We start from the raw sequence: 11789 nt of genomic DNA, 5'->3' as shown, positions 1-11789 counted from the left end.
CTCCTCAGTCTGGGCCCGTTGTTGAACCGGCGTCAAGTAAAGTGCGGGCATGGCCGGGAACCAGGGGGAGCAGCGCACGCGCCGCAGGCTGAGCACCGGGGAACGCCGGGAGCAGCTGCTGTCGGTGGGGGCGCGGCTGTTCTCGGAGAGCCCCTACGACGACGTGTGGATCGAGCAGGTCGCCGAGATCGCTGGCGTCTCGCGCGGCCTGCTCTACCACTACTTCCCGACCAAGCGGGACTTCTTCGCGGCCGTCGTCGAACGCGAGAGCGAGCGCATGCTGCGGATGACCGCGGCGGTGCCCGGCGTCCCGGTGCGCGAACAGCTCGCGGCGGGCCTGGACGCCTACCTGGAGTACGTCCGCGCCCACGCTCACGGCTACCGTGCCTTCCACCGCGCCGACGCGGCGGGTGACCAGGCCGTGCGCCGTATCTACCGGCGGGCCCTGGCCGCCCAGGAGCGGCAGATCCTGGCCGCGCTCGCCGCGGACCCCGAGTTCGGGCCGCTCGCCGCGGGGCGCCCGGAGCTGAAGCTGGCCGTCCGCGGCTGGCTGGCGTTCGCCACGGCCGTGTGCCTGGAGTGGCTGCGCGGCTTCGACCTGACCCGCGAGCAGGTCCGCGACCTGTGCGCCCGCGCCCTGCTGGGCGTGCTCGCCCCCTGAGCGGCGGGCCGCCGTCCCTCGCTGCCGGGTCGCGTGCCCTGCCGGCCCCGTGTGCCCGCGGCAGGGTCGCCCGCCCTGCTGATCCCGTGCGCTCGCTGCCGGGTCGCGTGCCCTGCCGACCTCGTGTGCTCGCGGCAGGGTCGCCCGCCCTGCCGCCCCCGTCCGCGCGCTGCCAGGCCGTCTGCCGTGCCGATCCCGTCCGCGCGCTGCCCGCGCGCGGTGCCTTCACGCCCCCGCGCCTGTGCGACCCCCGCGCCTGCGCGCCCCCGGGTCCGTCCGCGTCCCCGACGCGTGCGCCGTCGCCTCTCCGCTGCCTCGCCGGTGTGCCGCCGGTCCGTCTACGGCGTGCCCGACGGCGGGCGGCCACTGGAGACGGACCTGTGGCTGCCCGAGGAGCCGTCCGGGCCCGTGCCCGTCGTCGTCTTCGTGCACGGCGGAGCCTGGCGCACCGGACTGCGCGACGACCTCGGGCCCCGGTTCCGGCACTGGAGCCCTTCTCCGTTCGCCCGGTGGGTGCGCGCCGGGTTCGCCGTGGCCTGCCCCGACTACCGGCTCAGCGGAGAGGCCACCCACCCCGCGCAACGCGAGGACCTGCACACCCTGCTGGCCTGGCTGCACGGCCGGGCCGGCGAACTCGGCCTGGACACCGCACGCACCGTCCTGTGGGGGGAGTCCGCGGGCGGCCATCTCGCCGCGCTGACCGCCCTGACGGCCCCCGGCGCCAGGGAGACGGCCACGATCCGCGGCTGCGCCACCTGGTACGCGCCCACCGACCTCGTGCGGCTCGCCGAGGACGCCGGGCACGGCGACGCCCGCGACCGAACCACCTTCGAGGCGCTGCTGCTCGGCGCGGCACCCGCCGAGGCGCCGGGCCGCGCCCGGGACGCCAGCCCGGTCGCCCATGGGAGGGCGGACGCGCCGCCGTTCCTGGTGCTGCACGGCAGCCGGGACGGCATCGTGCCGTTCGCGCAGGGCGAGCGGCTGGCCGCCGCCCTGCGCGCCGCCGGAGCGCCCGTCGACTTCCGGCCGGTCCCAGGGGGCGACCACCTGTGGGTGGGCGTGACGGAGGCCGAGGTCGAGCGGTGCTTCACCGCGACGCTGGACTTCGCCGCCCGGTGCGTACGCTGACCCCATGAGCCATCCCGCCGCCAACCTGCCCCAGCTCTTCACCGAGGCCAGACGCTGGTTCGAGGACGCCCTGTTCGCGAGCATGGAGGCGGCGGGGGAGCAGCCGGTGACCACGGCCCAGGCGTCCGTGTTCGCGCTGCTCGACGCGGAGGGCACGACCGTCTCCGAACTCGCCCGCCGCATGGGCGTGACCCGGCAGACGGCCCATCAGGCGGTGCACGGGCTGATCGGCATGGGGCTGCTGGAACAGGTCCCCGACCCGGGGTCCGCGCGCCGCCGGCTGATCCGGACCACCGCCGAGGGGCAGCGGGTCCACGAGCGGGCCCAGGCCACCATCGCGGTCATCGAGTCGGTGCTGGCCGAGCGCATCGGAGCGGCCGGTGTCCAGGCCCTGCGCGGCGGCCTGACCGCGGACTGGGGACAGCCGCCGCTCGTGAGTGCGCCGTGACCGGCCGGCCCGCACGGTGCGTCCGGTGCGGGCCGGCCGGCGTGCTCACGGCGCCGTCCCCAGGGCGCCGGATTCAGGCGTCCTGTGCGGGCACGTCCGTTCAGGACGCCGTGCAGGTGCCGACCGTCGGGGTGCCGGAGGTGCCGTTCTTCGCCGCGGTGAAACCGAAGCTGGTCGAGGCGCCCGCGGCGAGGTTGCCGTTGTAGGTCGGGCGGACGGTCATGACGGTGCCGGTGCCGTCCCAGCTCGCGCTGCCGTTCCACAGGGCGGTCACCTTCTGCCCCGCGGGGAACGTCACGGTCACGGTCCAGCCGCTGATCGGCGCGGAGCCGGCCGTCACGGTGACCTCGCCGTTGTAGCCGTCGTTCCAGTCGGCCGTCCTGGCGAAGGCGACCGTGCAGGCGGCACCGGTGTTCCCGCCACCGCCGCCGTTGTCCCCGCCGCCGCTCGTACCGCCCAGCGCCGCCAGCACGGCGTCGTACGCGGGCTTCTTCGCGTAGGCGGAGTCGAACAGCAGCGGGGTGCCGCTGCTGCGCCAGGAGTACTTGTCGGTCACGCCCCAGACGGTGATGCCCGTGCAGCGGGTCACCGCCAGGCACGCCTTGACCACGTTGGAGTAGTTGGTGGCCTGGGCGGTGCCGGAGCCCTCGATGTCCAGCTCGGTGATCTGCACGTCGACCCCGAGGTCGGCGAAGCGCTGCAGATTGGCCCGGTAGTCGGACGGGACCGGCGAGGCGCTGTTGAAGTGGGACTGGAAGCCCACACAGTCGATGGGCACGCCGCGCGCCTTGAAGTCCTTGACCATGGCGTAGACCGCGTTGCTCTTCGCGTTGACGCCGTCGGTGTTGTAGTCGTTGTAGCAGAGCTTGGCGTCCGGATCGGCGGCGCGGGCGGTGCGGAACGCCTCCTCGATGAAGCCGTCGCCGAGCTTGTCCTGGAACGGCGAGCTGCGCCGGGCGCCGCTGGAGCCGTCCTGGAACGCCTCGTTGACCACGTCCCAGGCGTAGATCTTGCCCTTGTAGTGCTTCATGACCTGGGTGATGTGGTTGTCCATCGCCGTGCGCAGATCGGCCGCACCCAGGCCGGAGACCCAGGACGGCAGCTGCGAGTGCCACACCAGCGTGTGGCCGCGGATCTTCATCCCCTTGCTCTGCGCATGGGAGACGATCTGGTCGGCGGCGCCGAAAGTGAAGGTGCCCCGGGTGGGCTCGGTGGCGTCCCACTTCATCTCGTTCTCCGGCGTCACCGCGCTGAACTCCCGGTCCAGGGTGTTCACGTAGTCGCTCTCGCCGAGGTGGCCGGCCGCCACGGCGGTGCCGAAGTACCGTCCGGTGCCGGCCGCGGCGGAGCCCAGCGTGTCGGCGGCGGCCGCGCTGTGCGCGAGGGCCGTCACCGTGCTCGCCGCGAGCAGGGCCGACGCGAACCCCTGCACTGCCCTTCTTAGCGTGGGCATGACATCTCCTTCGCTCGAAAGTTTCGGCTGTGTTACCGAATTCGACGCGCAGGTTACGGAGGGACCCGAGGCCGGTCAATGGTTCGCGCAGGCTTCCGGAAGGATGGCTGAAGCCTGACGTCCGCCCTGGAAGGAGGGATCCCTCTCCTGGGCGGGAATCGAAAGTTTCGGAGAAGATCTGTCCCGGGCGGCGCCGCGCACGGTCCTGCGCGTTCGTCACCCGAGTGCACGAGCGTCCCTCGTCCGGGGGAGCCGGACGGGACACGGGGATGTGCGGACTGCGGATCTGCCAGCCTCCCTGTGCCGGGCACGAGGGCTCGGTGACGCACAGGGAGGTGGACGTTTGTCCGGTCACGTGGGACGTATCGGCGGGCGGCAGGTGGTGGCCGTCCTGGCCCTGGGAGGCGGTCTGCTGCTCGGTCCGCTGCTGCCGGCGCAGGCGGCGGACGACAGCGGCGCGGCGGCGGGGGACGGCGGTCCCGCGACCACGGCCCCCGGCCCGGCCCACGACCACACGTCACCGGCCGCGGTCTCCCCGGACGGCGAGCACCGGGCATCGCTGACCGTGGTCCCCCCGGGGCGGTGAGCAGCAGGCGTCACCGGCCGTGTTCCTCCCCACCGCGCCGGGCGCGCGGCGGCGAGCCGAGCCGGGCCGCCGGGCGATGAGCCCGGTGGCCGGGGCTGAGCAGCGGTGATGCGGCAACCGGGTGACGGCGCGCGTGGCTCGTCGGGCGCCGTCACCCGGTGCGGGCTATCGTGGAAACACGCCCGGTGGCCGCAACTGAAGGCAGCCGGACGCGCGTTGGTGGTCCAAGGAAAGGCGCCCCGCTTCCCGTGGGGAGATGCAGGTGCAAGGCCTGCCCAACGCTCCGGCACACGAAGCCCCCGACCTCATCGGCCGGGGGCTTCCCGCGTTCGGCGGCCAGGAGGCGCTACGGCTCCAGCCGCACCGGCAGTTCGTACAGGTCGTTCTGGGTGACGACCGGCTTGTGGCGCAGCTCGGCGGCCGGCACCGCGAGTTCCAGGCGCGGGAAGCGGGCGTACAGCGCGGGCAGCGCGACACCCGCCTCCAGCCGGGACAGGGCCGCGCCCGGGCAGACGTGCGGCCCGTGACCGAAGGAGATGTGACGGTTCTTCGACGTGCGGGTGATGTCGAAGTCGCGCGCGGTCGGTCCGTGCGCCCGCTCGTCGCGGCCTATCGCGCCGTAGGAGACGATCAGCGCGTCGCCCGCCGGGATGACCTTGTCGCCGACCGGCACGTCCTCGGTCGCGAACCGGATCAGCACGTGCGAGGTGGGCGTGGACCAGCGCAGGGTCTCCTCGATCACCGCCGACCAGTCGGCCTCGCCGGAGAGCACCAGCGCGCGCTGCTCGGGGTGCGTGGAGAGGTTGACCACCGCGTTGACGATCAGCGAGATGGTCGTCTCGTGGCCGGCCGCGACCATCAGCTGCAGCGTGGAGACGATCTCCTCGTCGGTGAGGCGGTCGCCGTCCTCGGAGGCGAGGATGAGCGCGCTGGTCAGGTCGTCGCCGGGCGCCCGCCGCTTGGCGGCCACCGTGTCGCCCATCAGCCGCGCCAGCTCCGTCAGGGTGGCGACGACCTCCTCGGGCGGGGTCTGGGTGGAGAAGAACTTCTCGAACAGCACTTTCAGGCGGGGCAGCAGGGCGGTGTCGATGCCCATGAGGTCGGCGACGACGTACATCGGCAGCGGGTAGGCGAACGCGGCCTTCAGGTCCACCACGTCCCGGCCGCGCGGCAGCGCGTCGAGCAGGTCCTCGGTGAGCCGCTCGACCCGCTCGCGCATCCGCTCCACCCGGCGCGGGGTCAGCGCCTGCGCGACCAGCGTGCGCAGCCGCCGGTGCTCGGCGCCGTCCACGGTGAGCATCGAACGGCCCGGGTTGGCCAGGCCGATCAGCGGCCAGTCGGCGGGGATCTCGCCGCGCTGCCAGGCCCCCCACACGCCGATGTCCTTCACCAGCCGGGGATCGGTCAGCAGCGCCTTGGCCTCGGCGTGGTGGGTGACCGCCCACACCGGGACACCGCCCGGCAGTTCGACCGCTGCCAGCGGGCCGGCCGCGCGCAGCCGGGCGCTCTCGCCGTCCAGGTCGGTGACGAAGGGATCGAGGGCGATCCGGGCGCCGCTCGCGGTGCCGGTACCGGTGGTGCCGGTGTCTGTGCCTGTGCCGGTGGTGCCAGTGGTGCCGGTCGTCATCGTCATCCGCCTTTCAGGGCAGGGGTCGCGGTGAACCGTACGGGCAACTCGGTCAGCCCCCGCAGCCAGGGCGAGGGACGGCGGGTGAGGGCGTCGGCGGGCACCGCCAGATCGATGTCCGGCAGCCGGTCCAGCACCACCTCGATGCCCGTCCGCGCGATCACCTCGGCGATCTCCTGCGCGGGGAAGGGGCAGCGGTGCTCGCCGTGGCCGAAGGAGAAGTGCGCGTTGTTGCCGCCGGTCAGGGCCGAGCCGTGGGTGCGCACCTGGGGGTCGGAGTTGGCGCCCTGCAGACCGAGCAGCAGCAGGTCACCGGCGCGGATGCGACGGCCGCCGAGCCGGGTGTCGCGGGTCGCCCAGCGTCCGGCGACGTTCTGCGTGGGCGTGTCCTCCCACAGCACCTCGTTCATGGCCTCCGCCACGCTGTTGCGGCCACCGAACAGGGAGGCGGCGACCCGCTCGTCGGTCAGCATCAGGCGCAGCGAGTTGCCGATCCAGTCGGCGGTCGGCTGGTGTCCGGCCGCCATCATCACCATCAGGTCCTCGGCGATCTCCTGGTCGGTGAACCCGTGGTTGTCGGCCAGCAGCCGCGAGGCCACGTCGTCGGCGGGCCGCTCCCTGCGCGCGGCGAGCAGCTCCGCCATGGCCGTGGCCAGGTGGGCCTGGCCCGCGATCGCCCGCTCCCGGCCGTCGATCATGTCGTTGAGGGCGGTGACCAGCGCCGGGCCCTCCTCGTCGGAGACGCCGTACAGCCGGGCCAGGACCCGCACCGGCAGCAGCATCGCGTAGTCACCGATGAGGTCGGCCTCGCCCTCGGCGCACACCGCGTCGATCAGCTCGTCGGCGAACCGCTCGGAGTGCCGGCGCAGTTCGGCCGGGTCCACCCCCTCCAGGGCGCCGGAGATCATCGCGGCCCGCTCCCGGTGCCGCTCGCCCACGGTGTACAGGATCGACGGCTGCTTGTGGCCGATCATCGGCAGCAGCGGCCAGTCGTCGGGGATGTTCTCCCACTGGTTCCACAGATCCGAGTCGCGGCTGAACAGCACCGGGTCACCGGTGACCTGGTGCAGCTCGCGGTAGCCCAGCACCAGCCAGGCCGGTATGCCGCCGTCGAGCAGCACCGGGGTGACCGCGCCGTGCTCGCTCCGCATCCGGCGGTACAGGCGGGCGGGTTCGGTCTGGAACTCCGGGCCGCTGAGCGGGACGGCGTCGGGGGTCACACCAACTCCTGCCGGGGCAGGGCCGCGGGCGCGGCCCGACCGGCGTACTGGTTCTTCAGGTGCTCGACGAGGGTGATGAGGACCTGCTTGCCGGATCGGCGGGAGCGGGCGTCGCAGTCGACCAGCGGCACCTGCGGATCGAGGTCGAGCGCCTCGCGGATCTCGGCGTGGCTGTGCACCGGGCCGCCGAAGTCGTTGCAGGCCACGATGAACGGCGTGCCGTGGTGCTCCAGGCGGTCGATGGCGTACCAGGAGTCGTCGATGCGGCGCGTGTCCAGCAGCACGACCGCGCCGAGCGTGCCGGAGAACAGCCGGTCCCACAGGAACCAGAACCGCTCCTGCCCGGGCGCGCCGAACAGGTACAGCACGTTGCGCGCGTCCAGGGTGATGCGGCCGAAGTCGAAGGCGACGGTGGTGGCGGTCTTGCCGCGCACCCCGGTGACGTCGTCCACCGACTCGCCCGCCTGGGTCATCGTCTCCTCGGTGTTGAGGGGGCGTATCTCGCTGACCGAGCGGACCAGGGTGGTCTTGCCGACGCCGAAGCCTCCCACGACCACGATCTTCAGGCCGTTGTGGGCCGAGGCACCCAGCGGGGTGCGCACCTCAGAGATTGCGGAGTCCAACGAGCACCTGCTCCAGGATGTCGGGGTCGTAAACGGCTGCCGCGCGCGGATGCCGGGCGCTGACCCGGCCCGCCGCCAGCAGGTCGCACAGCAGCACCTTGGTGATGCTCACGGGCAGACGCAGCTCGGCGGCGATCTCCACCACGGCCGTGGGAAGTTGAGCCATCCGCAGGATCGCGGCGTGCTCCGACTGCATGCCCGGCACCGGCTCCGACTCCGCGACGACCAGGGTGACCAGGTCGAAGGGGTCGTCGGGGCCGGTGCTGGTGCGCCCGCCGGTGATGGTGTAGAGACGGTCCGGCGCGTCGTCCCTGCCGGGCCGGCTCATGACGTACGGGGCTGAGCGGTCAGGTGCTCGCCCAGCTGCTCGACCAGCTCGCTCATGTTGTGCCCGACGAGCCCGGCGTCCGCGTCCTCGGTGGTGATCACGGCCAGATGGGCCCCCTCCCCGGCCTCCACGATGAACAGCACGCCGCCGTAGAACTCGGTCATCGCCGAGCGCACCCCGCCGCTGCCGTCGCCGAACTCGGCCGACGCGCCGTGGGAGAGCGACTGGATGCCGGCGGCGATCGCGGCGAGCTGGTCGGCCTGGTCGACCGTCAGCTCCGGGGTGCGGCACAGCTTCAGTCCGTCGCGGGACAGCACGAGCGCGTGCCGCGTGCCCGGAGTCCGCTCCAGCAGGCCCGTCAGGAGCCAGGTGAGCTTGTCGTCGGCGGTGGTCTGGCCGGTCATGAAGTGGTGTCGCCTTCCGGGTGCGCGTAGGGGTGGGACGAGGGTCGGGCCGCATCGGCCGGGGGCGCGGCGTCGCCTTCGGCCGCCGGGCGCTCGCCGGCCGCGCCGGGCGGCGCCGCGTGCTCGGCGCCGGGCGCGCGCACGGCCCGGCGGAAGCTGCTGAAGCGGGCGACGCGGGCCTTGGCGTCCTGGGGGCCGGACGCGGTGCGCGGCGCGGGGGTGCGGGCGGCGGCGCGGGCTCGTTCGGCCTCGGCCAGCGTGCGGCCGCGGCGCCGCCGGGGCAGGCCGGCCGCACGCTCGGCGGTGTCGCCGTCGGTGCCGTCCGGCGTGCTGTCGTGCACCGGTTCGGGAGCGGGAGCGGGGGCGGGAGGCAGCTCCTCCCCTCGCTTCCCGCTCCTGGCCGGGACGTCGGTGTCCTCGCTCGCGGCCGTACGGGCCGGCTGCCCCGGGGCGGTGGCGGGCGCGGTGAGGATGTCCTGCGGGAGGAGCATCAGCACGCCCGTGCCGCCCCGCGCGGAGGGCCGGAAGGACACCTTCAGGCCGTACTTGCGCGCCAGGCGGCCCACGACGGCCAGCCCCAGCCGGGTGCCGGTGAGCCCGCCCAGCTCGGAGACGTCACCGGAGACCGCCCGCTCGGCACGGCGCAGCTGGACCTCGCCCATGACCAGCCCGCTGTCCTCCACGGACACGATGATCCCGGCCGGCACCTCCTCGACGTAGACGTGCACCTCCGAGGTCGGCGGGGAGAAGGTGGCGGCGGTGTCGAGGATCTCGGCCCGCGCGCGCATCACGCCCTCGGCGGCGTGCCCGGCGACCGCGGCCCCGCTGGGGGCGTGCCCCCGGACCCGGCGGTAGGCGCCGATGCGGCCCATCGCGCCGCGCAGGATCGACTCCATGGGGATGGGCCGCGCCCAGCGGCGGCCCGACCGGGCGCCGGTGAGGACGGCGACGGAGTCGGCGCGCCGGCCCGCCTGCGCGGTGCGGTGGTCCAGGTGCAGCAGGTCGGCCAGGACCTGCTCGTCGGTGTGGCGCTCCTCCATGGCCCGCAGGTCGGCGAGCATCGCGGTGGTCAGGGCCTGCATGCGGCCGGCCGCGCTGGAGGTCGCGGAGATCGCGGCGTCGCGGGCCCGCCGGGCGCGCTCCAGCTCCTCGGCGAGGCGGGCCCCCTCGTCCTTCAGACGCCGCAGCTCCCGGGCGCTCTCCTCCTCGACCCGCGCCTTCTCCCGGGCCAGCGACTCGGCGAACTCGGCCCGCTGCCGGGCCAGTTCGTCGATCAGGTGCTGCCGCTCGCGCTGCGCCTCCATGGACAGCCGCCCGTGCTCCTGCCGCAGGCGGTCGGCGTCCTGCTGCACCGACTGCAGCCGCTGCCGGGCGATCCGGGCGGTCCGTGCCGCACGCACCGCCAGGAACACGGCGATCACCAGCACCACGGCAGCGCCGCCCGTCCCCCAGGCGAGCGGGGCACGGGCGGAGGCCGGCGCCGCCGAGACCAGCGCCGCGACCGCGGCGAGCGCCACCACGGCGGTCAGGGCGGGCAGAGGCAGGAGCGTACGGAGGGCGGGGCGCTCGCCGCGAGGCGTGGGGGCGGTCATCAATCGGGTCCTCGGGCGGGCCGCCGCTCGCGGGAGGGCGGCCCTCGGTCTGGTCCGCGGGCAAGGCCTGACAACGGTCGGAAGTGACGGGTGGTGCTCAACTGTCGGTCACTATACGAGCCTTGGCGATCTTATTGGAAAGGTCCTGGTCACAATCCTGCGATCAACACGGTCCGCCGTGGTCGACGGGCGAGAGCGACAAGCCGGTGTGCCGATCGACCGTGAACGACGGGCGAGAGCGACAAGCCGGTGCGCCGATCCCACGGCTCGTCGGTTTCCTCATGCCTGGGCTCGGGCAGGGCTGTTGCCTACCATGACCTGATCGCAGCGCTCGACCGGGGGGAGGAACCCGCATGCAGGCGGTCGGCCGCGGTGCGCGCGCGCCGAGACGGCGGATCGCGTCGGCCGTGGCGGCGGTACTGGTCCTGGCCGGGGTGCTGGCCCTGGGTCTGGGCCACGGCCGTGCTCCCCGCACGGCGGGTTCGGCGGGCACGGCCGCCGACGGGCTGCCGCACACCGGCGTCGAGGTCTCGCCCGGCCGCTGCGGCCGCGGCTGGGACACGCCCGTGCCCGGCCTTCAGGTCTTCGACCTGCACAACACCTCCGACCGGGCCGCCGAGGTGATCCTGGAGGATCCCGGCAGCCACGCGGTGTACGGGGAGGTCGAGGACATCGGCCCGGGCACCACCCGCTCGCTGACCGTCCGCCTGGGCCGGGGCGCGTACGCCTTCCGGTGCCTGCCCGAGGACGCCGACGCGGCCACCGGGCCCACCGTGCGGGTCGACCGGGGCCGCAGCGGCCCGGCCGCCGCGCCCGTCACCGCGCACGACCTGATCCCGCCCGCCCTCGACTACCAGAAGTGGGTGGCCGGCGGGCTGCGGGAGGCGGTACGGCTGGCCGTCCGGCTGCGGGAGGCCATCGACCGCGGCGACCTCGCGGCGGCCCGCACGGCATGGCTGCCGGCGCATCTGCAGTACGAGCGGCTCGGAGCGGCGTACGACGCCTTCGGCGACGCGGACGGGCGCATCAACGGCACCGACGCCGGGCTGCCCGGCGGTGTGCGCGATGCGTCGTTCACCGGCTTCCACCGGATCGAGTACGGGCTGTGGCACGGCGAGAGCGCCCGCGGCCTCAGGGCCCCGGCGGCCGGTCTCGTCACCGCGCTCACCGCCCTGCGCGACGACTGGGCACAGGCCCGCATGGACCCCGCCCAGTTGGGGCTGCGGGCCCACGAGATCCTGGAGAACACCGTGCAGTTCGAGCTGACCGGCCGCACCGACTACGGCAGCGGCAGCAACCTCGCCGCCGCCCGCGCCAACCTCGACGGCACCCGCGCCGTGCTGACCCGGCTGCGCCCGCTGCTGGCGGACCGCTACAGCGGCCTTTCGGCGCTGGAGCGGAAAATGGACCGCGCCGAAACCCTCCTGGACGGCTTCCGGCACGGCGGACGGTGGACCCCGCTGGACCGGCTGAGCCGCAGCGAGCGGGAGAAGACCGACGCGGTCCTGGGCGACCTGGTGGAACGGCTGGCCTCCGTGGCCACCCTGTGCGACCCGCGGAGGACGGCGTGAACGGCAACGGTCGGCGGGCCAAGGCCGCCGGGGCGCCGGTGGAGGCGGCCGGGCGGGCGATGGACGCGGCCGGGCGGCGTGCGGACGGGGACGGGGTGCGGGCGGACAGGATGGAGGCGCGAACGGACGGGGCCGGGCGGTCGGTGGA

The 11789-nt window shown here is 74.3% G+C and carries 12 protein-coding genes; 5 read left to right on the top strand and 7 right to left on the bottom strand.

All coding sequences use genetic code 11. From position 1 onward, the window contains the following. Window positions 1–49 precede the first annotated feature (49 nt). From GV126_RS04835 to GV126_RS04825, 3 genes are all read left to right on the top strand, one after another. The gene (locus GV126_RS04835; RefSeq protein ID WP_159662989.1) at window positions 50–661 is read left to right on the top strand and encodes a TetR/AcrR family transcriptional regulator; all 612 of its coding nucleotides are present in this window, start codon (window positions 50–52) and stop codon (window positions 659–661) included. 345 nt (window positions 662–1006) lie between these two features. Further along, window positions 1007–1789: an alpha/beta hydrolase gene (locus GV126_RS04830; protein ID WP_201299800.1), complete on the top strand. Its 783-nt coding sequence runs from the start codon at window positions 1007–1009 to the stop codon at window positions 1787–1789. 4 nt (window positions 1790–1793) lie between these two features. Further along, a complete protein-coding gene (locus tag GV126_RS04825; protein ID WP_159662985.1) occupies window positions 1794–2237 on the top strand; it encodes a MarR family winged helix-turn-helix transcriptional regulator in 444 nt (147 codons plus the stop codon). A 100-nt stretch (window positions 2238–2337) separates the two neighbouring features. Here GV126_RS04825 and GV126_RS04820 read toward each other — a convergent pair whose 3' ends face one another. After that, entirely contained in the window at window positions 2338–3690 is a 1353-nt protein-coding gene (locus GV126_RS04820) for a glycoside hydrolase family 10 protein (RefSeq protein ID WP_159662983.1), read from the bottom strand. A gap of 343 nt (window positions 3691–4033) precedes the next feature. Here GV126_RS04820 and GV126_RS04815 point away from each other — a divergent pair, with 343 nt between their 5' ends. After that, window positions 4034–4276 carry a hypothetical protein gene (locus GV126_RS04815; protein WP_159662981.1) on the top strand — a complete coding sequence of 81 codons (243 nt, stop codon included), beginning with the start codon at window positions 4034–4036 and terminating at the stop codon, window positions 4274–4276. 346 nt (window positions 4277–4622) lie between these two features. On the opposite strand, the gene GV126_RS04810 is transcribed toward GV126_RS04815, so the two are convergent. From GV126_RS04810 to GV126_RS04785, 6 genes are read right to left on the bottom strand one after another with little or no spacing between them, the layout of a single operon-like run. Continuing rightward, window positions 4623–5903 carry a cytochrome P450 family protein gene (locus GV126_RS04810; protein ID WP_236569880.1) on the bottom strand — a complete coding sequence of 427 codons (1281 nt, stop codon included), beginning with the start codon at window positions 5901–5903 and terminating at the stop codon, window positions 4623–4625. Between the two features lie 2 nt (window positions 5904–5905). Next, a complete protein-coding gene (locus GV126_RS04805; RefSeq protein WP_159662979.1) occupies window positions 5906–7123 on the bottom strand; it encodes a cytochrome P450 in 1218 nt (405 codons plus the stop codon). Beyond that, entirely contained in the window at window positions 7120–7746 is a 627-nt protein-coding gene (locus tag GV126_RS04800) for a GTP-binding protein (protein WP_438947827.1), read from the bottom strand. Before GV126_RS04800 ends, GV126_RS04805 begins: the two co-directional genes overlap by 4 nt. Next, window positions 7727–8074, bottom strand: coding sequence for a DUF742 domain-containing protein (locus tag GV126_RS04795; protein WP_159662977.1), 348 nt, complete (start codon window positions 8072–8074; stop codon window positions 7727–7729). The genes GV126_RS04800 and GV126_RS04795 overlap by 20 nt, the downstream gene beginning before the upstream one ends. Then, complete coding sequence (locus tag GV126_RS04790; RefSeq protein WP_159662976.1) at window positions 8071–8478, bottom strand: roadblock/LC7 domain-containing protein; 408 nt, start codon at window positions 8476–8478, stop codon at window positions 8071–8073. The genes GV126_RS04795 and GV126_RS04790 overlap by 4 nt, the downstream gene beginning before the upstream one ends. Continuing rightward, on the bottom strand, window positions 8475–10070 hold the full coding sequence (locus tag GV126_RS04785; RefSeq protein ID WP_159662974.1) for a sensor histidine kinase: 1596 nt from the start codon (window positions 10068–10070) through the stop codon (window positions 8475–8477). The genes GV126_RS04790 and GV126_RS04785 overlap by 4 nt, the downstream gene beginning before the upstream one ends. Window positions 10071–10423: 353 nt before the next feature. On the opposite strand from GV126_RS04785, the gene GV126_RS04780 reads away from it, so the two are divergent. Continuing rightward, window positions 10424–11641 (top strand): EfeM/EfeO family lipoprotein, encoded by a 1218-nt coding sequence (locus GV126_RS04780; RefSeq protein ID WP_159662972.1) that lies wholly within the window; start codon window positions 10424–10426, stop codon window positions 11639–11641. Window positions 11642–11789: the final 148 nt, after the last annotated feature.

The organism is Streptomyces mexicanus (assembly GCF_902506575.1).
In the GTDB taxonomy this organism is placed as follows: Bacteria; Actinomycetota; Actinomycetes; order Streptomycetales; family Streptomycetaceae; genus Streptomyces; species Streptomyces mexicanus.
This window is presented reverse-complemented; position numbering and strand designations above follow the sequence as displayed.

What these genes read in the sequence shown, in the direction of transcription:
- GV126_RS04835 (WP_159662989.1), top strand. Translation starts at nt 50, where the DNA reads ATGGCCGGGAACCAGGGGGAGCAGCGCACGCGCCGCAGGCTGAGCACC.
- GV126_RS04825 (WP_159662985.1), top strand. Translation starts at nt 1,794, where the DNA reads ATGAGCCATCCCGCCGCCAACCTGCCCCAGCTCTTCACCGAGGCCAGA.
- GV126_RS04820 (WP_159662983.1), bottom strand. Translation starts at nt 3,690, where the DNA reads ATGCCCACGCTAAGAAGGGCAGTGCAGGGGTTCGCGTCGGCCCTGCTC.
- GV126_RS04810 (WP_236569880.1), bottom strand. Translation starts at nt 5,903, where the DNA reads ATGACGACCGGCACCACTGGCACCACCGGCACAGGCACAGACACCGGC.
- GV126_RS04795 (WP_159662977.1), bottom strand. Translation starts at nt 8,074, where the DNA reads ATGAGCCGGCCCGGCAGGGACGACGCGCCGGACCGTCTCTACACCATC.
- GV126_RS04790 (WP_159662976.1), bottom strand. Translation starts at nt 8,478, where the DNA reads ATGACCGGCCAGACCACCGCCGACGACAAGCTCACCTGGCTCCTGACG.
- GV126_RS04785 (WP_159662974.1), bottom strand. Translation starts at nt 10,070, where the DNA reads ATGACCGCCCCCACGCCTCGCGGCGAGCGCCCCGCCCTCCGTACGCTC.
- GV126_RS04780 (WP_159662972.1), top strand. Translation starts at nt 10,424, where the DNA reads ATGCAGGCGGTCGGCCGCGGTGCGCGCGCGCCGAGACGGCGGATCGCG.